Source organism: Streptococcus mitis, assembly GCF_002096815.1.
GTDB lineage: Bacteria > Bacillota > Bacilli > Lactobacillales > Streptococcaceae > Streptococcus > Streptococcus mitis_AD.
The window spans coordinates 113,347-137,521 of sequence record NZ_NCVJ01000015.1; the positions used below are offsets into that span (position 1 = coordinate 113,347).

A 24,175-nucleotide genomic window follows, 5' to 3' on the forward strand; every position below is an offset into this window, starting at 1 on the left:
TTTCTTATGCACTATTTTCCAAAAATCTCTTTGAGGTCTGCGTCTGTAATCCCAATCATGGCTGGGATGCTATCCCAGTTTTCTTCGGTCAGGATGTAGGATTGTTCAGAGGCGTTTGATGTGTCTGTTTCAGAGACAGCTGGTTGCTTCTCTTCAACATTCTCCAATAAATCACTGAAGCGTTCAATCAGATAGGTTTTTCGGGCAGTTCCGATATGTTGAGTAGCATAGTCGAAGGCCTGTAATTCGCCTAGTAAGATAAGCTTGCTTTTGGCGCGTGTAATGGCTGTGTAGATGAGATTGCGCTCCAGCATACGCCTACTAGCACTGGTGATAGGTAGGATGACAACAGGGAACTCACTTCCCTGCGATTTATGGATACTCATGGCATATGCCAAACGAATCTTGTACCATTCGTTACGTGGGTAAGAGACTTCATTGCCATCAAAATCAATGACAATCTCATCTTGTTTCGACTCAGTATATTTGCCGGGAATCAGGTCTGTGATAGCTCCCAAATCCCCATTAAAGACATTGATTTCAGCATCGTTGACCAAATGAATGACCTTGTCGCCCTTACGATAGTGGCACTGGGGAGCTTCAAAACTGAGCTGATTTTTTTGTGGTGGATTGAGCAGGTCTTGCATGAGCTGATTGATAGCATCAATTCCTGCCGTCCCTCGGTACATGGGAGCCAGAACTTGGATATCACGGGCAGGAATACCACTTCTGAGGGCAGCACCTAAGATTTTTTCAATCGTAGCTGGAATATGGCCACTAGCAATTTCAAAGTAGGAACGGTCTGCTTTTTTCTGGGTGAAATCAGCTGGCAAGATGCCCTGTCGAATTTGACTAGCTAGGGTGACGATGGTTGATTCTTCGCTTTGCCTGTAAATTTTTTCCAAGCGAGTCTGAGGAATCAAGGGAATATGAAGCAGATCAGCTAGAACTTGTCCAGGACTGACAGAAGGCAACTGGTCGCTGTCGCCCACGATGAGGATTTTACTGTTAGAAGAGATGTTGGAGAAGAGTTGATTGGCCAGCCAAGTATCCACCATAGAAAATTCATCCACGATGATAAAGTCAGCATCCAGATAATCTTCCAGATGACTGGTATCATCGTCACCTGTCATTCCTAAATGTCGGTGTATGGTCGCGCTAGGCAAACCTGTCAATTCATTCATGCGGCGAGCTGCTCGTCCAGTTGGAGCAGCAAGAAGAATAGGTAGGTTGCTTTTTTTCCTGAGGTCAAGTCCTTCTAAAAGGGCGTAAACAGCGATAATCCCATTGATAACCGTTGTCTTACCAGTACCAGGTCCACCTGTCAGAATAAAGACCTTGTTCTGGATAGCATCACAGATAGCTTGTTTTTGAATGCTATCATACTCAATCTCCAGATCTTTTTCGACAGTAGCGATATGTTTTTGAATGGTTTCTAAATCATGACTCTTCTGTTTTCCTTTTTCAAGGATACGAACCAAGTGACTGCGGATGCCTTCCTCAGCGAAAAAGAGGCTGTTGTCAAAAATCTTGGTATCAACCTGCTGAACCTTGTCTTCTTCAATCAGGTAGGAGAGCTCTTGGGCCACTTGGCTGGGATCCAGTTCCACGGGGCGAGAAGATTCAAGGAGAGTAAGGGTTTGTTCTAGCAGATCCCGTGCTTCAATATAGGTGTCCCCTGTTTCCATACAGGCCTGAAAAAGACTGTGAACTAGACCGGCACGAAAGCGTTCAGGAGCCTGACTTTCGATACCTAGTTCTTCCGCTAATTGGTCAGCAATGGTAAAGCCCAAGCCCTTGATATCCTCAACCAATTGGTAGGGATAATTTTCAACCACATTAAGGGTTTCTTCCTTGTAAAAGTCTTGAATTTGAAAGGCTAGTTTATTGGGAATACCGTAGTTGGCTAGTTTGGCCAAAACCATCTCCGTTCCGTAGTTGAGACGGAGAGTGGAGACGAAAGCCTCGCGATTTTTGGCAGATAGTCCTGCAATGCCTTCTAGCTTTTCTGGGTGTTGCAGAATTTCGTCAATGGTATTGTCGCCATGGGTATCCACGATTTTCTGAGCTGTCTTGAGACCAATTCCCTTGAAATGGCTACTTGAAAAGTACTTAACCAAGCCCTTGCTAGTTGGTTTTGCGCGTTCATACCTACTGATTTGCAGTTGCTCCCCATACTTGGAGTGCTGGACAATTTGTCCCCAAAAAGTATAGTCTTCTCCCTCAATCACATCAGCCATGGTGCCCGTGACAATGATTTCAAAATCATCAAAATCCTCTGCGTCCGTATCGTCGATTTCTAGGAGGAGGATACGATAAAAATTGCTGGGATTTTCAAAAATAATCCGTTCAATGGTTCCTGAAAAATAAACTTCCATAAAATTCCTTTACATGAATAGGTGAGAGTTGAGTTGTTTTTATTATAGTCAATAAACAATTCCTTCTCACGATAGAAGAAGAGGCTGAGATTGTCGATTCTCGGCCTCTTAGGTCTCTTAAAATGTTCCGATACGGGTGATTGGCCAGAAGCGGAATTTAGCTTCCCCTGTGATATCTTTTGCTTTAAAAGTACCTACGTGGCGGCTGTCGCTTGAAACTAAGCGGTCGTCTCCGAGGAGAAGGTATTCTCCTTCTGGGACAGTAAAGCTAAAGTTGGTGTTGTAGTTGACATCAACTGTGAAGGCTTGAGCCTTTTGAGCGATACTTCTAAAGAAAGTTCCTTTATTTCCTTCAAAGCCCTTGCCTGAGTATGTGCTTTGGAGTTTGTCATCCTTGAAACGTTTGATGTAGTCAGCTAGGTAAGGCTCATCCGTCTCTTTATCATTGATGTAAAGTTTATCGTTTTCGTAACGGATGGTGTCGCCAGGCATTCCGATGACACGCTTGACGATGTCCTTATTGCCATCTTCCTCATGGGCCACCACGATATCAAAACGGTCAATAGGGAGGTGCTTAACGACAAAGAGAATTTCGCCATCTGCTAGGGTAGGATCCATGGAGTGGCCTTCTACGCGGACATTACTCCAAAAAAAGATACGGCTCAAAGCTAGTAATGACAGAATCAGGAGGAATAATCCCCACTCTTTTAGGAAATTTTTAAATGAATTCATAACTTACCTTTCTAAGCGTTTTTTCGCTTTTTCAGTATTTTTAAAGTGCAATTTGGCGCAGAAGTTGAGTCCCTGCATACCATAGGCCTGCAAAATCTGGCTAGCAACCTTGTCAGAAGCCGTTCCGGCTCCACTTGGAAGTTGATATCCCAGCTCTCGTCCCAGATTTTCAAGATTTTCCAGAAAGAGATCACGCGCAATGATGGAAGAAACTGCGACAGCCAAGTATTTTCCTTCAGCCTTTTCTTCTAAGCTGATAGGATTGCTGAAACGATTGGCCTCTTGTGCCAAGTACTTGTCATAATTTTTAGCACTGGTAAAGGCATCAATCACAATTTTCTCAGGCTGAATGCCTTTTTGAAGAAGGAGATAGATAGCCTGGTTATGGAGGGCTACCTTAACAGAAACAGCGTTGTAGCGGTCTCCGATGACCTCGTTGTACTTGCTTGGTGAGAGAAGCAGTGCCTGGTGCTGAATTTTTTCTTTGAGGATAGGGGCAATCTGACGGATTTTTTGGTCGGTCAGAGTTTTAGAATCTCCCACACCGAGTTTTCGCAAGAAGGCATGCTGGTCAGGTGTGACAAAGGAAGCCACAACTGCAAGCCCACCAAAGTAGGAACCATTTCCCACCTCATCTGTCCCAATCAAAGAGAAATTTTGTCCCGTGTTTTCCTCTACAACCTCATAGCCAAAGAAACTAGCATATTTTTCAGCTCCTTCACCCTGAAGCAAGACCTTTCCAGAAGTATAGATAGAAACCGTTGCTTGAGGTAGTCGCAAAAAGTAGCGAATATAGGGATTCTTGCTGGGAGCCAGACTGCTTTGATAGTGTTCAAGAAAAGCCTGAATCTCCTTTTCGCTTGGTGTGAGTGTTATACTTGCCATAGTTTCTATTGTACCACAAAAGCAGGCAAATTTGTAAAAACTGACAAAATTAGCGAATTTTGGTATAATATCGTGAGGTGAATTTTATGGCAAATCTAAATCGATTCAAATTTACATTCGGGAAAAAATCATTAACCTTGACAAGCGAGCATGATAACCTTTTTATGGAGGAAATCGCCAAGGTTGCGACAGAAAAATACCAAGCAATTAAAGAACAAATGCCTAGCGCAGATGATGAAACAATCGCTCTTTTGTTGGCGGTCAACTGTTTATCAACTCAGCTCAGCCGTGAGATTGAATTTGATGATAAGGAGCAAGAATTAGAAGAACTCCGTCACAAGCTTGTAACTTGCAAGCAAGAACAGAGCAAGATTGAGGATTCCTTATGATTTCACTCCTTCTTCTATTGGTCTTGGCTTGGGGATTTTATATCGGCTATCGGAGAGGCCTGCTCTTACAGGTTTATTACCTTATTTCAGCCATGGCATCGGCTTTTGTGGCTGGCCAGTTTTATAAGGGACTTGGAGAGCAATTTCATTTGTTGGTCCCTTATGCAAATCCGCAGGAAGGTCAGGGAACTTTCTTTTTCCCATCGGATCAACTCTTTCAGTTGGATAAGGTCTTTTATGCAGGTATTGGCTACTTGCTTGTATTTGGGATTGTCTATAGCATTGGTCGTTTGCTTGGTCTCCTCTTGCACTTGATTCCTAGTAAAAAACTGGGTGGCAAGTTGTTCCAAGTTTCAGCAGGGATCTTGTCCATGTTGGTGACCTTATTTGTCTTGCAAATGGCCTTGACCATACTAGCAACCATTCCCATGGCAGCTATACAAAATCCTCTTGAAAAGAGTATCGTCGCAAAACACATCATCCAGAGTATACCAGTAACAACCAGTTGGCTCAAACAAATCTGGGTGACAAATTTAATCGGATAAAAAGGGCAGGATTTTTCCTAGCCCTTTGTTTACAGATTGACTAGAATCTATCAGAATGTAAAAAGCTAATACACCTAGACATTCAAAGACAAGGAAATAAAGATGAATAAGAAAATATTAGAAACATTAGAGTTCAATAAGGTTAAGGCCTTGTTTGAGCCTCATTTGTTGACCGAGCAGGGATTGGAGCAATTGAGACAGCTGGCTCCGACTGCCAAAGCAGATAAAATCAAACAGGCTTTTGCTGAGATGAAGGAAATGCAGGATCTCTTTGTCGAGCAACCGCATTTTACCATTCTTGCAACTAAGGAAATTGCAGGAGTCTGCAAGCGGTTGGAGATGGGAGCAGACCTCAATATTGAGGAGTTCCTACTCTTGAAGCGCGTGCTTCTTTCTAGCCGAGAACTGCAAAGTTTTTATGCTAATCTGGAAAATGTCAGCTTGGAAGAATTAGCCCTTTGGTTTGAGAAATTACATGATTTTCCGCAATTACAAGGAAATCTCCAAGCCTTTAATGATGCAGGTTTCATTGAAAATTTTGCCAGTGAAGAATTGGCACGAATACGCAGAAAAATCCATGATAGCGAGAGTCAGGTACGCGATGTTTTACAGGACCTGCTCAAGCAAAAAGCGCAGATGTTGACGGAAGGAATCGTTGCCAGCAGAAATGGCCGTCAGGTTTTACCAGTCAAAAACACCTACCGCAATAAGATTGCTGGTGTCGTTCATGATATTTCTGCTAGTGGAAATACCGTCTATATCGAACCCCGTGAGGTGGTCAAACTGAGCGAAGAAATTGCCAGTTTGCGAGCAGATGAGCGCTATGAAATGCTTCGCATTCTCCAAGAAATTTCTGAACGTGTCCGCCCTCATGCGGCTGAAATTGCCAATGATGCTTGGATTATCGGCCATCTGGACTTGATTCGTGCCAAGGTCCGCTTTATCCAAGAAAGGCAAGCAGTTGTTCCTAAGCTATCAGAAAATCAGGAGATTCAACTGCTCCATGTCTGCCATCCATTGGTCAAAAATGCCGTTGCAAATGATGTCCATTTTGGTCAAGATTTAACAGCGATTGTTATTACAGGTCCCAATACAGGTGGGAAGACCATCATGCTCAAGACCCTCGGCTTGACGCAGGTTATGGCTCAGTCTGGTTTGCCGATTTTAGCAGATAAGGGAAGTTGTGTTGGTGTTTTTGAAGAAATTTTTGCTGACATTGGAGATGAGCAGTCTATTGAGCAGAGCTTGTCTACCTTCTCTAGCCACATGACCAATATTGTGGACATTCTTGGCAAGGTCAATCAACATTCGCTCTTACTCTTGGATGAGTTGGGGGCTGGTACAGACCCTCAAGAAGGAGCAGCCCTTGCCATGGCTATTCTGGAAGACCTTCGCCTGCGTCAAGTCAAGACAATGGCTACTACTCACTATCCGGAACTAAAGGCCTATGGTATTGAGACAGCCTTTGTTCAAAATGCCAGCATGGAGTTTGATACTGCGACTCTTCGCCCGACCTATCGCTTTATGCAGGGTGTGCCTGGCCGAAGCAATGCTTTTGAAATTGCTAAACGTTTAGGTCTATCTGAAGTTATCGTAGGGGATGCCAGTCAGCAGGTTGATCAGGACAATGATGTCAATCGTATTATTGAGCAGCTGGAAGAGCAGACGCTGGAAAGCCGTAAACGCTTGGACAATATCCGTGAGGTGGAGCAAGAAAATCTCAAGATGAACCGTGCTCTCAAAAAACTTTACAACGAACTCAATCGTGAAAAGGAAACCGAGCTTAATAAGGCGCGTGAACAGGCTGCTGAGATTGTGGACATGGCCCTAAGTGAGAGTGACCAGATTCTTAAAAATCTCCACAGTAAATCTCAACTCAAACCCCACGAGATCATTGAAGCCAAGGCCAAGCTGAAAAAATTGGCTCCTGAAAAAGTGGATTTGTCCAAAAACAAGGTCCTTCAAAAGGCCAAGAAAAAACGAGCTCCAAAAGTGGGAGATGATATCGTGGTTCTCAGTTATGGCCAGCGTGGTACCTTGACCAGTAAACTCAAAGACGGTCGCTGGGAAGCCCAAGTTGGCTTGATTAAGATGACCTTGGAAGAGAAAGAATTTGACCTTGTTCAAGCCCAGCAAGAAAAGCAAGTCAAGAAGAAACAAGTCAATGTCGTGAAACGAACTTCTGGTCGTGGCCCACAAGCCAGACTGGACCTTCGAGGCAAACGTTATGAAGAGGCCATGAATGAGCTAGATGCCTTTATCGACCAAGCCTTGCTTAACAATATGGCTCAAGTTGATATCATCCATGGTATCGGAACAGGTGTCATACGTGAAGGTGTCACCAACTACCTGCAAAAAAACAAACATGTCAAGAGTTTCGGTTATGCCCCACAAAATGCTGGAGGCAGTGGTGCGACTATTGTGACATTTAAAGGATAGAAGTATTCTGTACCTTATAAAGTAAAAACTGTTGAACTAATTTTTACTAATAAACACATTGACAAAAGACAACATTTTTTGTAAAATAAGAATCAATTAAATACCAACACCGAATGAAGTTTAATAGAAGTGGGGAATCGTTTGATTTTTCATGACTGTAAATGGACGGAACTCTGGAGAGACCGTAAAGGCACCGAAGGGGCAAGGCAGGCAACTGCTCAAACTCTCAGGTAAAAGGACAGAGCTAGGATAGACCGCTTTTTAGCATTTATCTAAGCATTCCAGAGTACATGTATCTTGCATGTGCTCTTTCTTTTGGGGTTGAAAAGATAGGAGAAGGAAATGTTAGAATTGCTTAAATCAATCGATGCTTTTGTTTGGGGCCCACCCCTCTTGATTCTTTTGGTCGGGACAGGGATTTACCTAACTGCCCGTCTAGGCCTCTTGCAGGTTTTGCGTTTGCCTAAGGCCTTTCAACTCATTTTTACCAAGGATAAGGGGCATGGAGATGTGTCCAGCTTTGCGGCACTATGTACAGCCCTAGCAGCGACAGTTGGTACGGGAAATATTATCGGGGTGGCGACAGCTATCAAGGTTGGTGGACCAGGAGCTCTCTTTTGGATGTGGATGGCGGCTTTCTTTGGAATGGCAACTAAGTATGCGGAAGGACTCTTGGCAATCAAATACCGCACCAAGGACGACCATGGTGCAGTAGCGGGAGGTCCCATGCACTATATCCTTCTAGGGATGGGAGAAAAGTGGCGTCCCCTTGCTATCTTCTTTGCCCTGGCAGGTGTGCTAGTAGCTTTGCTGGGAATTGGGACTTTCACCCAAGTCAACTCAATTACAGAATCTATCCAAAATACGACTGCTATTTCGCCAGCTATCACAGCTCTTGTGTTGTCAGTATTTGTAGCAATTGCAGTCTTTGGTGGCCTTAAGTCCATTTCTAAGGTTTCAACTACTGTTGTTCCTTTTATGGCTATCATTTATATTTTGGGAACTCTTACAGTTATTTTCTTTAATATTGGAAAAATTCCTGCCACAATCGCTTTAATCTTGACATCGGCTTTTAGTCCAGTTGCTGCGGTGGGTGGATTTGCCGGTGCTAGCATTCGAATGGCTATCCAAAATGGTGTGGCGCGTGGTGTGTTCTCAAACGAATCTGGTCTGGGTTCTGCTCCCATTGCAGCAGCTGCGGCTAAGACAAATGAACCAGTAGAGCAAGGGTTGATTTCCATGACAGGAACCTTTATTGATACCCTCATTATCTGTACCTTGACTGGTTTGACCATCTTGGTAACTGGTGTTTGGAGTGGTGATTTGAATGGAGTTGCCTTGACTCAGTCAGCCTTCTCAACAGTCTTTTCACACTTTGGACCTGCCCTCTTAACAATCTTCCTTGTTCTCTTTGCCTTTACAACGATTCTAGGTTGGAACTATTACGGGGAACGTTGTTTCGAGTTCCTCTTTGGGGTTCGCTTTATCTGGCTTTACCGTGTGGTCTTTGTGCTCATGGTCTTGTTGGGAGGATTTATCGAGTTGGATATGGTTTGGATTATCGCAGATATTGTTAACGCCTTGATGGCTCTGCCAAATTTGATTGCCCTCTTGGTCTTGTCGCAAGTCGTCATTGCTGAGACTAAAAAGTATTTTGATAAATAATGAAATCACACCTCGCGTGTGATTTTTTGCTTTCATAAAAAATTTCTATCAGTGCAATTTAAAATATATATTATGCAAGGTATAGAATCTGTGATAGACTAGGTTTCAACAAAATGAAAAGAGGTTTTATGATGACAACATTTACCATCCATACAGTAGAATCAGCACCAGCAGAAGTGAAAGAAGTTCTAGAAACAGTAGAAAAAGATAACAATGGCTATATTCCCAACCTAATCGGTCTCTTGGCTAATGCACCGACTGCTTTAGAGGCTTACCGTACTGTCGGAGCTATCAACCGTCGCAACAGCCTGACACCCGTTGAGCGTGAAGTGGTGCAAATCACGGCAGCTGTAACCAATGGTTGTGCCTTCTGCGTCGCAGGTCACACAGCTTTTTCAATCAAACAAATCCAGATGAATGATGACCTTCTTCAAGCCCTCCGCAATCGGACTCCAATTGAAACAGATCCTAAATTGGACACCCTAGCTAAGTTTACCTTGGCGGTTATCAATACCAAGGGACGTGTTGGCGATGAAGCCTTGTCTGAGTTTTTAGAAGCTGGCTACACCCAACAAAATGCCTTGGATGTGGTTCTTGGTGTCAGCCTAGCAAGTCTCTGTAACTATGCCAACAACCTAGCTAATACCCCAATTAACCCAGAATTGCAACCTTATGCATAAAAGGAGGAAAGACTATGGGATTTGTTTCAGAAGAATTTTTGAGCTGGTTGGATCAGCATGCTGATGAAATCGACAAACAGTCTTGTCAAGCTGGAGAGCAGCTGATTGAGAAAATTGCAGCAGAGGGAGCCTTTCGTGTAGGTGTTCCGGAATCTCTCGGAGGTTCAGGAGGAAGTGATCAAGATGTCATTGATATCCTTGCAGAGCTTGCACAACATTCCTTAACAGCCTCTTTTATTTCATGGGGACAACGCACTTTAATTGATAATATTCTCCATACAGATAACTCCTATTTTAAGGAAACCTATCTGGAAAAACTCTTGTCTGGAGAATATGCAGGTGCTACTGCCTTGTCCAATGCTGTCAAATATCTATCTGACCTAGAGGAACTGAATGTTCGCGTTCTTGAAGAAAATGGACAATTGTATCTAAAAGGAAGACTGCCATGGGTAACTAATGCTCGAAGAAATCGATTTTTAACTATTTTTGTGGCAGGTTTTACAGATGATCCAAGTACAAGTTATGTGGTGGCTGTACCATCAGATGTAGAGAATTTTAGTCGTTCTGAAGACTTAGAATTTGTTTCTCTTCAAGGAGGAAACACGGCTGCTCTGACTTTTAATAAGGTCCTTTTGAAAGAGGAATGGATTTTATCAAAAGATGCTCACCAATTTTTGGCACAAAATCGTCCAGCTTTTTTAGGCTACCAATTTGGTCTAGCTTTTGGTTTAGCTGAACGTTCTCTATCAGAAGTAGAAAAAGAATTGGGGAAACGCAGTGTGTTAACAGATGAATGGAAACATCAGGTAGAACAGTTAGATGCTATTCGTCGAGAGCTTTATCGAGGTTTGTCTGACAGGTCTTATTTTGTTACCAATCCGCGTGAACTCTTTCAGTTAAGAGTAGACATTGTGGATGTTGTTGCTCAGAGTCTTCTATTAGAGTTACAAGCAGGTGGAGGTAGAGGCTACTTTAGCAAATCAACATCTGGATTTATTCGTCGTTGGAATGAAGGGGCCTTTCTTCCAATTGTTTCTCCAAGTGCTGTTCAGTTGCGTCATATCTTAGCAACGAGTTAAAAAATAGTGGAATAAAAACGAAGCTTGAATTTTCAACTTCGTTTTTTATTCCCTCATTTAAGCGCTTTTATGCTATACTGAAACTAACATGATTATTGGAGGTTAGGATGAAAAAACTCCCCTTGGTATTTTCTGGTTGTTTGCTAGGTTTGGCGGGAGCTGGAAATCTTATTTTAGATACGTTGCCGGTTCTGTCCCATCTTTTTAGTCTGACAGGTTTGATTTTGTGGATATTCTTTCTGATTCTTCATCTCTTTAATTGGAAAGAAACCAATCAAGAATTGACCAAGCCTCCTCTTTTGTCAGGAATGGCCACCTTTCCCATGGCTGGGATGATTTTATCGACTTATGTCTTTAGAGTCTTTCCTCATTTCCCTTTGGTTGCTCAAGGGCTCTGGTGGTTTTCATTTCTCTTGGATTTGGCCTTGATTGCTGGTTTCACCATCAAGTTTGCTTATCCAGGCAAGAGAGTCAATGCTACTCCAAGCTGGACGGTACTTTATGTGGGGATAGCAGTGGCTGCCTTAACCTATCCTCTCGTAGGCATTATAGAAATTGCCTATGCGACCTTGAGTTTTGGTTTTCTCCTAACCTTCTATCTCTATCCGCTTATTTATAGTGATTTAAAGAAACAACCACTCCCCGTAGCCATGCTTGGACAAGAAGGGATCTACTGTGCTCCTTTCTCTCTACTCTTGGCTTCTCTGGTTCGAGTTGGAGGAGCCAGCCTACCGAATTGGGTTTTAATCATCATGATCTTGGCTTCCCAATCCTTCTTTTTCTTTGTTTTAACTCGTCTGCCCAATATTTTAAAACAAGGCTTTCAACCAGCCTTCTCAGCCCTCACCTTCCCAACCATTATCACAGCTACCTCGCTCAAGATGGCTCAGGGAATCTTGAAACTTCCATTTCTGAATTATCTGGTACTGGCTGAAACTGCTATTTGTTTAATTATTTTATTCTTTGTATTAGGCGCATATCTGAATTGGTTACGAAAAAAGGTCTAGCTAGAAATAGCTAAACCTTATTTTTTATGGTTTGATAACCTCAGCTCCGCCCATGTATGGACGAAGTGCTTCTGGGATGGTCACAGAACCATCTTCATTTTGGTAGTTTTCAAGAATAGCAGCCACTGTACGTCCAACTGCAAGTCCAGAACCGTTCAAGGTATGGAGGAGTTTCACCTTGCCGTCTGCTTCATCACGGTAACGGATTTGGGCACGACGGGCTTGGAAATCTTCTGTATTTGAACAACTTGAGATTTCACGGTAGGTATTTTGTGCTGGAATCCAAACTTCTAAGTCGTAAGTTTTAGCAGCTGAGAAGCCCATATCTCCAGTAGAGAGAGCAACGACACGGTATGGAAGGTTGAGTTTTTGAAGAATGTTTTCAGCGTTGGCTGTCATTTTTTCCAATTCTTCGTAAGATTTTTCTGGCTTGGCAAATTTAACCATTTCAACCTTGTGGAATTGGTGCAAACGAATCAAGCCACGAGTATCACGACCAGCTGAACCAGCCTCAGAACGGAATGAAGGACTCATAGCAGTGAAGTAGATTGGCAGGTCTTTACCATCAAGGATTTCATCACGGTAGTAGTTTGTCAGAGGGACTTCTGCTGTAGGGATAAGGACATAATTGCTATCGCTGAGTTCAAAAGTATCTTCCTTGAATTTTGGATATTGACCAGTACCAAACATAGAATCGTGGTTAACCATGTAAGGTGTGATGACTTCTGTATAGCCTTCTTTTCCATGTTCATCCAACATAAAGTTGTAGATGGCACGTTCCAAACGAGCGCCGAGACCTTTATAGAAGAGGAAGCGAGCTCCTGTTACCTTACCACCACGTTCCCAGTCAAGGATATCAAGGTCTTCGCCAAGATCCCAGTGAGCTTTAGGTTCGAAATCAAACTCGCGTGGAGTACCCCAACGGCGAACTTCCACATTGTCATCTTCGTCAACCCCAACAGGAACGCTATTAGCTGGAATATTTGGAAGAGTAGTGGTAAATTCTGTCAATTTAGCATCGATGTCTGCCAATTCAGCATCCAAGGCTTTAACCTCAGCAGATAGAGTTTGCATGGCAGCAATCTTGTCATCTGCATTTTCCTTGTTGCGCTTAGCTTGGGCAATCTCAGCAGAAACTGTGTTACGTTCTGCTTTTAAAGTTTCAACCTTGACCAAGATGTCACGACGTTTAGCATCGATTTCTTTCATCTCATTCAAGATAGCAGCATCTACACCACGTGTAGCTAATTTTTCTGCGACAGCATCAAAGTCTGTACGAATACGTTTGATATCTAACATAAGAACTCCTTTATGAAAAAAGCACACCTGACAAAGCGTTGGAGTGGCAGGGCCACGGTTCCATCCAACTTCACAGGTGTGCACTTGATTGTGTATGCAATTGTTACTAACGGTAGAATTTCACCTATCCCTCCTATCTGCTCGCAGCACCCGCAGACTTTCTGAAAGAAGAAGATAACCTACTTATCCGTTGCTATGATTATACTAAAGTTTCTACTTTTTTGCAAATAGATTTTTAAATTTTTGACCAATGGTTTGAATCAGGGTCGGAAGCTTGACGACCTTGTCATTGCCCAGTTTTTCACGAGCAATTTTGAGAATGGCACCTGAGTCTTTTGAAGCAAAGAGGAATTTTCCTCTATCTGTAAAGACTTCGAAGTGGCGACTGATTTTGCGACCAGTAACATTAGCTCCAATTTGGTTGATATGGCTCCAAGGAATCTGGATAAATTGTTCAACATTGACATCGGGATAAAATTCCAAAGCCTGATCTCCGACAAGGAATTTCCCAACTTTTCCAGCTATAGAGAGGTAGGAGGTGCCTGTCGTATTGAGGAGCACTGTTTTGTTAAGTGATTGAGCCATGCTTAGTCTTCCTTACTTTCACCGAAAAAGGCATTGTAGAGGGCTTTAATAGCTGCTTTCTCTTGGTCCTTATGGACAACAAACATGATAGATACTTCACTAGAACCTTGAGACATCATCTGGATGTTGATCTTATTTTCAGATAGAGCACGTGTCGCAGTAGCAGTTACTCCGATATGGCTCTTCATCTTTTCTCCAACAATCATAATGATTGAAAGGTCGTGCTCGATTTCTGCATGGTCTACTTCAGCCTTTTGAACCAACTGACGAAGGATTTCTTCTTCCTTGATAGGAGTTAATTCGCGAGAACGGAGGATGATTGAAAGATCGTCGATACCTGTTGGCATATGTTCCCAACCGATGTTAAGATCTTCAAGGATTTGAAGAACCTTGCGTCCAAATCCAACCTCACGGTTCATGAGGTATTTCGACATATTGATGCTGACAAAACCAGAGTCACCAGCAATTCCTACTACTGGGAATTCATCACTACTGTGTTTTAGAACGATACGAGTACCTGGATGGTCAGGATTGTTGGTATTCTTGATAACTAGAGGAATTTTTCCTCGGTAGGCAGGAAGAAGCGCTTCGTCATGAAGAACTGAGAATCCTGCATAGGCTAACTCACGCATTTCACGGTAGGTCAACTCTGGGATAGAGTGTGGTTGGTGAATGATTCCTGGGTGAGCCGCAAAGATACCATCAACATCCGTAAAGTTTTCATAGAGATCGGCCTTAACACCGGCAGCAATGATAGAACCTGTAATGTCTGATCCTCCACGTGAGAAGGTACAGATCTGATTTTCCTTGGTAACTCCAAAGAAACCAGGAATGACAAGAACTTCATTTGTATTTGTCAATTCTTCAATCTTGTCATAACTTGATGGAATGATGCGAGCGTGACCAGGTTCACTTGTGACCACAATACCAGCTTCTCTAGGGTGCACATAGCGTGCATCGATCCCGTTTTGATTAAAGTAGGCAGCAATCAATTTAGCATTGTTATTTTCACCAGCTGCTAGGAAAGTATCGTAGAGAAATTCATTCTCTTCGATAGGAAGAGTGGCCAAGGCACGAATGCTTTTAGAGATTTTTTCTAAAACAGCTGGTTTAAGACCTAGTTCACTAACCATAGCAGCATAGCGGTCGATAATCCAGTTTTGACTCTTACTAATATCGTTACCAGCAACATAGTCGCGGTAGTATTTAATTAAGGCATCCGTAACCTTAGTATCTTCAGCATTGCGTTTACCAGGCGCAGAAACGACTACAAAACGACGCTCTGAATCGCTTTTGACGATGTTTAAAACTTTTTCTAATTGACTAGCAGAGGCAAGAGAGCTACCTCCAAATTTAACAACTTTCATAAGAACTCCTATAGTAAGTATTTTATACGATTATAGCAGAAAGAAAGGCTTTTTTCAATGAAGAAAATAAGATGATTTCTAGTATAAAGCGAGCCTTTCTAATCGGCTGAGACACTTTCAGTTGATTTTTTCTTGCTTTCAACTCCTAAAAAAGATATACTTTGATAAGAAAATAATTTAAACTGCTTATAAAACAAAAAGGAGTCCAGATGGAACACATTATTTATCAGCTTGAAGAGGATTTGGCAATCCTTACCTTGAATCGTCCTGAGGTCGCGAATGGTTTTCATATTCCTATGTGTGAGGAGATTTTAGAAGCTCTGACTTTGGCAGAAGAGGATCCGGCTGTGCATTTTGTCTTAATCAACGCGAATGGCAAAGTCTTTTCAGTTGGGGGAGATTTAGTAGAGATGAAGCGGGCGGTGGATGAGGATGATATTCCATCATTGACAAAAATCGCAGAATTAGTCAATACTATTTCTTATAAAATCAAGCAAATTGCTAAACCTGTCTTGATGGAGGTTGATGGGGCTGTTGCAGGTGCCGCAGCGAATATGGCTGTTGCTGCAGATTTCTGTCTGGCAACGGATAAGGCTAAATTTATCCAAGCTTTTGTTGGAGTTGGCTTGGCTCCGGATGCAGGAGGAATTCATCTCCTGAGTCGAAGTATTGGTGTGACGCGTGCTGCTCAATTAGCTATGACAGGTGAGGCTTTGAATGCAGAAAAAGCTTTAGAATGGGGACTAGTTTACCGCGTTTCTGAAGCTGATAAACTTGAAAAGACGAGAGAACAGCTTCTTAAAAAATTAAGACGTGGCTCAAGTAATTCCTATGCTGCCATTAAGAAGTTGGTGTGGGAGAGTCAATTTAAAGACTGGCAGAGTTACGCTACTTTAGAACTGAACCTACAGGAATCACTAGCGAAAACAGAGGATTTCAAAGAAGGAGTTCGGGCTCATTCGGAAAAAAGACGACCTAAATTTACAGGAAAATAAAAAAATACTTGCACCATTCTTTGAACTTTGATATAATTCTTTTGTCAAATGTTTTGATTCTAAAAGTTTTTTTGAAAAGGAGGGAAGGAAAGATTGGACTACCAACGAATTAATGAATATTTAACGTCTATATTTAACAATGTCCTCGTTATTGAGGAAGTTAGCTTGAGGGGTAGTCGTTTCAAGGATATCTCCATCAAAGAAATGCATACGATTGATGTGATTGGAAAAGTTCCAGATGTGACACCAAGTCAAGTGTCAAAAGAGTTGATGGTGACTCTTGGGACAGTTACGACTAGTTTGAATAACCTCGAACGCAAGGGTTATATTGAACGCATTCGTTCAGAACATGATCGACGTGTAGTGCATCTGCATTTGACAAAGAAAGGTCGCTTGGTTCATAGGCTACATAAACGCTTCCACAAGGCCATGGTTGAAAAAATCATTGATGGTATGAGTAAGCAAGAAATGGAGGTTATGAGCAAAGGTTTGACTAATCTTTATCAATTTTTGGAGGATTTGAGATAATGGCTTTTGCAAAAATAAGCCAGGTTGCTCATTATGTGCCAGAGCAAGTGGTTACAAATCATGATTTGGCTCAGATTATGGATACCAATGATGAGTGGATTTCAAGTCGGACGGGAATACGACAAAGGCATATTTCAAGAACAGAATCTACTAGTGATTTGGCTACAGAAGTTGCCAAGAAACTAATGGCAAAAGCTGGAATCACAGGAGAGGAGTTAGATTTTATCATCCTAGCTACCATTACTCCTGATTCGATGATGCCCTCTACAGCTGCTCGTGTTCAAGCTAATATTGGTGCTAATAAGGCCTTTGCTTTTGACCTAACAGCTGCTTGCAGTGGATTTGTATTTGCTCTTTCAACTGCTGAAAAGTTTATCGCTTCTGGTCGCTTTCAAAAAGGCTTGGTGATTGGTAGTGAAACCCTCTCTAAAGCAGTCGATTGGTCAGACCGATCAACAGCTGTTTTGTTTGGAGATGGTGCTGGTGGTGTCTTGTTAGAAGCTAGCGAGCAAGAGCATTTCTTGGCAGAGAGTCTCAATAGCGATGGAAGTCGCAGCGAGTGTCTGACCTATGGACATTCAGGGTTACATTCTCCATTTTCAGATCAAGAAAGTGCAGATTCATTTTTGAAGATGGATGGGCGCGCAGTTTTTGATTTTGCCATTCGAGATGTAGCTAAATCTATCAAGCAGACTATTGAAGAATCTCCTGTAGAGGCGACAGACTTGGATTATCTGCTACTTCATCAGGCTAATGACCGTATTTTGGATAAGATGGCTAAAAAAATTGGTGTCGACCGAGATAAACTTCCAGCCAATATGATGGAATATGGCAATACCAGTGCAGCCAGTATCCCGATTTTACTTTCAGAGTGTGTAGAACAAGGCCTTATCCGTTTAGATGGTAGCCAGACTGTTCTTTTATCAGGCTTCGGTGGAGGCTTGACCTGGGGCACGCTCATTCTTACAATTTAGGTAATCATGTGGTGAACACATTGTTATAAAAAACTATTTATTTTAAAGGAGTCCTATCATGGCAGTATTTGAAAAAGTACAAGAAATTATCGTTGAAGAACTTGGAAAAGACGCATCAGAAGTAACACTTGAATCAACTTTTGATGATTTGGACGCAGATTCATTGGACTTGTTCCAAGTAATCTCAGAAATCGAAGATGCTTTTGATATCCAAATCGAAGCAGAAGATGACTTGAAAACAGTTGGTGACTTGGTTGCCTATGTTGAAGAGCAAACAAAATAAACAGAATATAAATAGAAGGAGTAGGGAAACCCACTCCCTCTTGTTTAGGCAATAGTTTGATTGTCAAATTATGACGGTATCGAACTATTACGTAAGCAAGAAACGATGGAGGCACTATGAAAACACGTATTACAGAATTATTGAACATTGATTATCCTATTTTTCAAGGAGGAATGGCCTGGGTTGCTGATGGTGATTTGGCAGGAGCTGTTTCCAAGGCTGGAGGACTAGGGATTATCGGTGGGGGGAATGCCCCGAAAGAAGTTGTCAAGGCAAATATTGATAAAATCAAATCATTGACTGATAAACCCTTTGGTGTCAACATCATGCTCTTGTCTCCCTTTGTGGAAGATATTGTAGACCTCGTTATCGAGGAAGGTGTTAAGGTAGTGACAACAGGTGCAGGAAATCCAAGCAAATACATGGAACGTTTCCATGAAGCTGGTATTACGGTTATTCCTGTTGTACCAAGTGTTGCCCTAGCTAAACGCATGGAAAAAATCGGTGCGGATGCCGTTATTGCAGAAGGAATGGAAGCTGGAGGACACATTGGGAAATTAACAACCATGACCTTGGTGCGCCAGGTTGCTGCTGCTGTATCTATTCCTGTTATTGCTGCAGGAGGGATTGCGGATGGTGAAGGTGCTGCGGCTGGCTTTATGCTAGGTGCAGAAGCTGTTCAGGTTGGAACTCGCTTTGTCGTTGCAAAAGAGTCTAATGCCCATCCAAATTATAAGGCGAAAATTTTAAAAGCTAGAGATATTGATACTACGATTTCAGCTCAACACTTTGGACATGCTGTTCGTGCGATTAAAAATCAGTTGACTCGTGATTTTGAACAAGCTGAAAAAGATGCCTTTAAACAAGAAAATCCAGATTTGGAAATTTTTGAACAAATGGGAGCAGGTGCTCTAGCCAAAGCTGTTGTTCACGGAGATGTGGATGGTGGATCTGTTATGGCAGGTCAAATTGCAGGACTTGTTTCCAAAGAAGAAACTGTTGAAGAAATCCTAAAAGATTTGTATTACGGAGCAGCTAAGAAAATTCAAGAAGAAGCCTCTCGTTGGGCAGGAGTTGTAAGAAATGACTAAAACAGCCTTTTTATTTGCTGGTCAAGGTGCCCAGTATCTAGGTATGGGACGGGATCTCTATGATCACTACCCTATTGTCAAAGAAACGATTGATCAAGCAAGTCAGGTGCTTGGTTACGATTTGCGTCATCTCATTGATAGGGAAGAAGAAAAACTTAACCAGACCCGCTATACGCAACCAGCTATTTTAGCGACTTCAGTTGCTATTTACCGTTTATTGCAAGAAAAGGGCTATCAGCCTGACATGGTTGCTGGTTTGTCTCTTGGAGAATACTCTGCCTTGGTAGCCAGCGGTGCCTTGGATTTTGAAGATGCGGTAGCCTTGGTTGCTAAGCGTGGCGCCTATATGGAAGAAGCGGCTCCTGCTGGCTCTGGTAAGATGGTCGCAGTTCTCAATACGCCAGTAGAGGTCATTGAAGAAGTCTGTCAAAAAGCTTCTGAACTTGGAGTAGTTACCCCAGCCAACTATAATACACCTGCACAAATCGTGATTGGTGGAGAAGTGGTTGCAGTTGATCGAGCTGTAGAACTCTTGCAGGAAGCAGGCGCCAAGCGCTTGATTCCTCTCAAGGTTTCAGGGCCTTTTCATACCGCTCTCCTTGAGTCTGCTAGTCAGAAACTAGCTGAAACTCTAGCTCAGGTAAGTTTTTCAGATTTTACTTGTCCCCTAGTCGGCAATACAGAAGCTGCTGTTATGCAAAAAGAAGATATAGTTCAACTCTTGACGCGTCAGGTCAAGGAACCAGTTCGTTTCTATGAAAGTATTGCAGTTATGCAAGAAGCAGGAGTAACCAACTTTATCGAGATTGGACCGGGGAAAGTCTTGTCAGGCTTTGTCAAAAAAATTGATAAGACAGCTAAACTAGCCAATGTTGAAGATCAGGCTAGCTTGGAAGCCTTGCTAGAAAACAAGTAATCCCTTCTCCCATAAATACAAGAGGAAACAGGAGAAAAGAATGCAACTAAAAAATAAAAATATCTTTATTACAGGTTCGAGTCGTGGAATTGGTCTTGCCATTGCTCACAAGTTTGCTCAGGCAGGAGCCAATATTGTTTTAAACAGTCGTGGTGCAATTTCAGAAGAATTGCTCGCTGAGTTTTCAAACTATGGTGTCAAGGTGTTTCCTATATCAGGAGACGTGTCAGATTTTGTAGACGCTAAACGTATGGTTGATCAAGCTATTGCAGAGCTGGGTTCAGTAGATGTTTTGGTCAACAATGCAGGGATTACCCAAGATACCCTTATGATCAAGATGACAGAAGCGGATTTTGAAAAAGTGCTCAAGGTTAACTTGACTGGTGCCTTTAACATGACACAATCAGTCTTGAAACCGATGATGAAAGCCAGAGAAGGTGCTATCATTAATATGTCTAGTGTTGTTGGTTTGATGGGAAATATCGGTCAAGCTAACTATGCAGCTTCTAAGGCTGGTTTGATTGGTTTTACCAAGTCTGTGGCGCGTGAAGTGGCCAATCGCAATATCAGGGTTAATGCTATTGCACCTGGAATGATTGAGTCCGATATGACAGCTGTCCTATCAGACAAGGTAAAAGATGCTATGCTGGCACAAATTCCTATGAAAGAATTTGGGCAGGCAGAGCAAGTTGCAGATTTGACAGTATTTTTAGCAGGCCAAGATTATCTAACTGGTCAAGTGGTTGCCATTGATGGTGGCTTAAGTATGTAGCAGAAGCTAGAGGTAAAAAAGATGAAACTAAATCGCGTAGTAGTAACAGGTTATGGAGTAACATCTCCAATCGGAAATACACCAGAAGAATTTTGGAATAGTTTGACAACTGGAAAAATCGGAATTGGTAAAATTACAAAATTTGACCATAGTGACTTTGATGTGCATAATGCAGCAGAAATCCAAGATTTTCCTTTTGATAAATACTTTGTTAAGAAAGATACCAATCGTTTTGATAACTACTCTTTGTATGCCTTGTACGCAGCCCAAGAAGCTGTCAATCATGCCAATTTGGATGTAGAGGCTCTTGATAAAGATCGTTTTGGTGTTATTGTGGCCTCTGGTATTGGTGGAATCAAAGAAATTGAAGATCAAGTACTTCGCCTAAATGACAAAGGACCAAAACGTGTGAAACCATTGACCCTTCCAAAAGCCTTGCCAAATATGGCTTCAGGAAATGTTGCTATGCGTTTTGGAGCAAACGGTGTTTGTAAATCCATCAATACTGCCTGCGCTTCATCAAATGACGCGATTGGGGATGCCTTCCGCTCAATTAAGTTTGGTTTCCAAGATGTTATGTTGGTAGGTGGTTCAGAAGCCTCTATTACACCTTTTGCTATTGCTGGTTTCCAAGCCCTGACAGCTCTCTCAACTACAGAGGACCCAACTCGTGCTTCCATTCCATTTGATAAGGACCGTAATGGTTTTGTCATGGGTGAAGGTTCTGGGATGTTGGTTCTTGAAAGCCTTGAACACGCTGAAAAACGTGGGGCAACTATCCTTGCTGAAGTGGTTGGTTATGGACATACCTGTGATGCCTACCACATGACTTCACCACATCCAGAAGGTCAGGGAGCTATCAAAGCCATCAAACTAGCCTTGGAAGAAGCTGAGATTTCCCCAGAGCAAGTAGCCTATGTCAATGCTCACGGAACGTCAACTCCTGCTAATGAAAAAGGAGAAAGTGGTGCGATCGTAGCTGTTCTTGGTAAGGAAGTACCTGTATCATCAACCAAATCATTCACAGGACATTTACTGGGTGCTGCAGGGGCAGTAGAAGCTATTGTCACAATCGAGGCTATGCGTCATAACTTTGTACCAATGACAGCTGGAACAAGTGAAGTATCAGATTATATCGAAGCCAATGTCGTTTATGGACAAGGCTTGGAGCAAGAAATTCCATACGCCATTTCAAATACTTTTGGTTTTGGTGGCCACAATGCAGTTCTTGCTTTCAAACGTTGGGAGAATAAATAAGTATGAATTTAAACGATATTAAAGACTTGATGGCTCAATTTGACCAGTCAAGTTTGAGAGAATTTTCTTATAGAAATGGGACGGATGAGTTACAGTTTAGCAAGAATGAAGCTAGACTTGTGCCTGAAGTTGCACCTCAGGTCGCTCCTGCGCCTGCTATAGCAACACCAAGTCCAGTAGCTTCAACATCTGCTCCAGTAGAGACTGTAGTGGAAGAAGTTCCTGCTTCAGTTGAAGCAAGTGTAGCTGCTGAGGGAGATGTTGTAGAGAGCCCACTTGTTGGGGTGGCTTACTTGGCTGCGGGTCCAGATAAACCTGCCTTCGTCACAGTTGGTGATAGTGTCAAAAAAGGTCAAACATTGGTGATCATCGAAGCTATGAAAGTCATGAATGAAATCCCAGCTCCTAAGGATGGTGTGGTAACGGAAATTCTCGTTTCTAACGAAGAAATGGTTGAGTTTGGTAAAGGATTGGTACGTATCAAATGATCGATATTCAAGGAATCAAAGAAGCTCTTCCCCACCGTTATCCTATGCTCCTAGTGGACCGTGTCTTGGAAGTGAGCGAGGACACCATTGTTGCCATCAAAAATGTGACCATCAATGAGCCCTTCTTTAATGGTCATTTCCCTCAATACCCTGTCATGCCAGGTGTTCTGATTATGGAAGCCTTGGCGCAAACAGCTGGTGTATTGGAGTTATCAAAACCTGAAAATAAGGGGAAACTGGTCTTTTACGCTGGTATGGATAAGGTTAAATTCAAGAAGCAAGTTGTACCAGGCGACCAATTGCTTATGACAGCGACTTTTGTAAAACGTCGTGGCACCATTGCTGTGGTTGAAGCAAAGGCTGAAGTGGATGGCAAGCTTGCGGCCAGTGGTACTCTTACCTTTGCAATAGGGAACTAAGGAGGTTCTCCATGTTTCGAAAAATTTTAATTGCCAATCGTGGTGAAATTGCGGTTCGTATTATCCGTGCGGCGCGTGAATTGGGGATTGCAACGGTGGCGGTTTATTCAACTGCTGATAAGGAAGCCCTGCATACGCTTTTGGCAGATGAAGCAGTTTGTATCGGTCCTGGTAAGCCTACAGAGTCTTATCTCAATATTAATGCGGTTCTATCAGCTGCAGTCTTGACTGAGGCAGAAGCCATTCACCCAGGTTTCGGATTTCTCAGTGAAAATTCCAAATTTGCAACCATGTGTGAAGAAGTTGGTATCAAGTTTATCGGTCCATCTGGTCATGTCATGGATATGATGGGAGATAAAATCAATGCGCGTGCTCAGATGATTAAAGCAGGCGTGCCTGTCATTCCAGGTTCAGATGGAGAAGTGCATAACTCTGAGGAAGCTTTGATTGTTGCTGAAAAAATTGGCTACCCTGTTATGCTCAAGGCTTCAGCAGGTGGAGGTGGTAAAGGGATTCGTAAGGTTGAAAAACCAGAAGACCTCGTTTCCGCCTTTGATACTGCTTCAAGTGAAGCCAAGGCCAATTATGGCAATGGTGCCATGTACATAGAACGGGTTATCTATCCAGCTCGTCACATCGAGGTTCAAATCCTAGGAGATGAGCATGGACATGTGATTCACTTGGGGGAACGGGATTGTTCTCTTCAACGGAATAACCAAAAGGTTTTGGAAGAAAGTCCTTCGATTGCAATCGGAAAAACGCTGCGCCATGAAATTGGTGCTGCGGCTGTTCGAGCGGCAGAGTCTGTTGGTTATGAAAATGCAGGGACCATTGAGTTTCTTCTTGATGAAGCCAGTGGTAAATTCTATTTCATGGAAATGAATACACGTGTTCAGGTAGAGCATCCAGTAACAGAATTTGTTTCAGGTGTGGATATCGTTAAGGAACAAATTCGCATTGCGGCAGGTCAGCCTTTGTCTGTTAAGCAAGAAGATATTGTTCTGCGTGGTCATGCCATCGAGTGTCGGATCAATGCAGAAAACCCAGCCTTCAACTTTGCTCCAAGTCCAGGTAAGATTACCAATCTCTATCTGCCAAGTGGAGGAGTAGGCTTGCGCGTGGATTCAGCAGTTTATCCAGGTTATACCATTCCGCCTTATTATGATAGTATGATTGCTAAAATCATCGTTCACGGTGAAAATCGTTTTGATGCCTTGATGAAAATGCAACGAGCCCTCTATGAACTAGAGATAGAGGGGGTGCAGACCAATGCAGATTTCCAGCTTGACCTCATTTCAGATCGTAATGTCATTGCTGGAGATTATGATACTTCCTTCTTGATGGAAACCTTCTTACCTAAATATCAAGAAAAAGAATAAAATGACTTCAAGAGTTTAAACCG

24 protein-coding genes and 1 riboswitch are annotated in these 24,175 nt (G+C 42.6%); of the genes, 18 read left to right on the forward strand and 6 right to left on the reverse strand.

Annotated elements, in window-relative coordinates; translation table 11 throughout:
* Positions 1–11 precede the first annotated feature (11 nt).
* From recD2 to rnhC, 3 genes are all read right to left on the reverse strand, one after another.
* A complete protein-coding gene (gene recD2 / locus B7696_RS00780; RefSeq protein WP_084861633.1) occupies positions 12–2,378 on the reverse strand; it encodes an SF1B family DNA helicase RecD2 in 2,367 nt (788 codons plus the stop codon).
* A 117-nt stretch (positions 2,379–2,495) separates the two neighbouring features.
* Positions 2,496–3,110 carry a signal peptidase I gene (gene lepB, locus B7696_RS00785; RefSeq protein WP_001083986.1) on the reverse strand — a complete coding sequence of 205 codons (615 nt, stop codon included), beginning with the start codon at positions 3,108–3,110 and terminating at the stop codon, positions 2,496–2,498.
* Positions 3,111–3,113: 3 nt separating this feature from the next.
* Positions 3,114–3,995 carry a ribonuclease HIII gene (gene rnhC / locus B7696_RS00790; RefSeq protein WP_084861636.1) on the reverse strand — a complete coding sequence of 294 codons (882 nt, stop codon included), beginning with the start codon at positions 3,993–3,995 and terminating at the stop codon, positions 3,114–3,116.
* Positions 3,996–4,081: 86 nt separating this feature from the next.
* On the opposite strand from rnhC, the gene zapA reads away from it, so the two are divergent.
* The 7 genes from zapA to B7696_RS00825 all read left to right on the forward strand — a co-directional run bounded on the left by zapA (position 4,082) and on the right by B7696_RS00825 (position 11,799).
* A complete protein-coding gene (gene zapA, locus B7696_RS00795) occupies positions 4,082–4,384 on the forward strand; it encodes a cell division protein ZapA (RefSeq protein WP_000002019.1) in 303 nt (100 codons plus the stop codon).
* Positions 4,381–4,929, forward strand: coding sequence for a CvpA family protein (locus B7696_RS00800; protein WP_084861639.1), 549 nt, complete (start codon positions 4,381–4,383; stop codon positions 4,927–4,929). The genes zapA and B7696_RS00800 overlap by 4 nt, the downstream gene beginning before the upstream one ends.
* A 102-nt stretch (positions 4,930–5,031) precedes the next feature.
* Complete coding sequence (locus B7696_RS00805; protein WP_084861641.1) at positions 5,032–7,368, forward strand: endonuclease MutS2; 2,337 nt, start codon at positions 5,032–5,034, stop codon at positions 7,366–7,368.
* A 163-nt stretch (positions 7,369–7,531) separates the two neighbouring features.
* Positions 7,532–7,620, forward strand: a riboswitch (glycine riboswitch).
* Positions 7,621–7,710: 90 nt separating this feature from the next.
* Entirely contained in the window at positions 7,711–9,033 is a 1,323-nt protein-coding gene (locus tag B7696_RS00810) for an alanine/glycine:cation symporter family protein (RefSeq protein ID WP_084861642.1), read from the forward strand.
* Between the two features lie 131 nt (positions 9,034–9,164).
* Entirely contained in the window at positions 9,165–9,713 is a 549-nt protein-coding gene (locus tag B7696_RS00815) for a carboxymuconolactone decarboxylase family protein (protein WP_004256949.1), read from the forward strand.
* A 14-nt stretch (positions 9,714–9,727) separates the two neighbouring features.
* Entirely contained in the window at positions 9,728–10,792 is a 1,065-nt protein-coding gene (locus B7696_RS00820) for an acyl-CoA dehydrogenase family protein (protein WP_084861645.1), read from the forward strand.
* A 107-nt stretch (positions 10,793–10,899) separates the two neighbouring features.
* Positions 10,900–11,799, forward strand: coding sequence for a TDT family transporter (locus B7696_RS00825; protein WP_084861646.1), 900 nt, complete (start codon positions 10,900–10,902; stop codon positions 11,797–11,799).
* A 24-nt stretch (positions 11,800–11,823) separates the two neighbouring features.
* Here the strand turns inward: B7696_RS00825 and serS are convergent, their stop codons facing one another.
* From serS to B7696_RS00840, 3 genes are all read right to left on the reverse strand, one after another.
* Complete coding sequence (gene serS / locus B7696_RS00830; RefSeq protein ID WP_024057193.1) at positions 11,824–13,098, reverse strand: serine--tRNA ligase; 1,275 nt, start codon at positions 13,096–13,098, stop codon at positions 11,824–11,826.
* Positions 13,099–13,311: 213 nt separating this feature from the next.
* On the reverse strand, positions 13,312–13,683 hold the full coding sequence (locus tag B7696_RS00835) for a DUF956 family protein (RefSeq protein ID WP_000079349.1): 372 nt from the start codon (positions 13,681–13,683) through the stop codon (positions 13,312–13,314).
* A 2-nt stretch (positions 13,684–13,685) separates the two neighbouring features.
* Positions 13,686–15,050, reverse strand: a complete 1,365-nt coding sequence (locus B7696_RS00840; protein ID WP_000869665.1) for an aspartate kinase — start codon at positions 15,048–15,050, stop codon at positions 13,686–13,688.
* Positions 15,051–15,259: 209 nt separating this feature from the next.
* Between B7696_RS00840 and B7696_RS00850 the strand changes: the two genes are divergently transcribed.
* The 11 genes from B7696_RS00850 to accC all read left to right on the forward strand — a co-directional run bounded on the left by B7696_RS00850 (position 15,260) and on the right by accC (position 24,152).
* The gene (locus tag B7696_RS00850) at positions 15,260–16,045 is read left to right on the forward strand and encodes an enoyl-CoA hydratase (protein WP_024057195.1); all 786 of its coding nucleotides are present in this window, start codon (positions 15,260–15,262) and stop codon (positions 16,043–16,045) included.
* A 93-nt stretch (positions 16,046–16,138) separates the two neighbouring features.
* Entirely contained in the window at positions 16,139–16,573 is a 435-nt protein-coding gene (gene fabT, locus B7696_RS00855) for a fatty acid biosynthesis transcriptional regulator FabT (protein WP_000386356.1), read from the forward strand.
* Positions 16,573–17,547, forward strand: coding sequence for a beta-ketoacyl-ACP synthase III (locus tag B7696_RS00860; RefSeq protein WP_084861648.1), 975 nt, complete (start codon positions 16,573–16,575; stop codon positions 17,545–17,547). The genes fabT and B7696_RS00860 overlap by 1 nt, the downstream gene beginning before the upstream one ends.
* A 58-nt stretch (positions 17,548–17,605) precedes the next feature.
* Positions 17,606–17,830 carry an acyl carrier protein gene (locus B7696_RS00865; protein ID WP_000257838.1) on the forward strand — a complete coding sequence of 75 codons (225 nt, stop codon included), beginning with the start codon at positions 17,606–17,608 and terminating at the stop codon, positions 17,828–17,830.
* A gap of 116 nt (positions 17,831–17,946) precedes the next feature.
* Positions 17,947–18,921, forward strand: a complete 975-nt coding sequence (fabK, locus tag B7696_RS00870) for an enoyl-[acyl-carrier-protein] reductase FabK (protein WP_000857446.1) — start codon at positions 17,947–17,949, stop codon at positions 18,919–18,921.
* Positions 18,914–19,837 (forward strand): ACP S-malonyltransferase, encoded by a 924-nt coding sequence (fabD, locus tag B7696_RS00875; protein ID WP_084861650.1) that lies wholly within the window; start codon positions 18,914–18,916, stop codon positions 19,835–19,837. The genes fabK and fabD overlap by 8 nt, the downstream gene beginning before the upstream one ends.
* 40 nt (positions 19,838–19,877) lie before the next feature.
* Positions 19,878–20,609: a 3-oxoacyl-[acyl-carrier-protein] reductase gene (fabG, locus tag B7696_RS00880; protein ID WP_084861651.1), complete on the forward strand. Its 732-nt coding sequence runs from the start codon at positions 19,878–19,880 to the stop codon at positions 20,607–20,609.
* Positions 20,610–20,630: 21 nt separating this feature from the next.
* Positions 20,631–21,866, forward strand: coding sequence for a beta-ketoacyl-ACP synthase II (fabF, locus tag B7696_RS00885; RefSeq protein WP_084861653.1), 1,236 nt, complete (start codon positions 20,631–20,633; stop codon positions 21,864–21,866).
* A 2-nt stretch (positions 21,867–21,868) separates the two neighbouring features.
* Positions 21,869–22,354, forward strand: coding sequence for an acetyl-CoA carboxylase biotin carboxyl carrier protein (accB, locus tag B7696_RS00890; protein ID WP_061864355.1), 486 nt, complete (start codon positions 21,869–21,871; stop codon positions 22,352–22,354).
* Positions 22,351–22,773 (forward strand): 3-hydroxyacyl-ACP dehydratase FabZ, encoded by a 423-nt coding sequence (fabZ, locus tag B7696_RS00895; protein ID WP_000565509.1) that lies wholly within the window; start codon positions 22,351–22,353, stop codon positions 22,771–22,773. Before accB ends, fabZ begins: the two co-directional genes overlap by 4 nt.
* Before the next feature lie 11 nt (positions 22,774–22,784).
* Complete coding sequence (gene accC / locus B7696_RS00900) at positions 22,785–24,152, forward strand: acetyl-CoA carboxylase biotin carboxylase subunit (protein WP_061589556.1); 1,368 nt, start codon at positions 22,785–22,787, stop codon at positions 24,150–24,152.
* Positions 24,153–24,175 lie beyond the last annotated feature (23 nt).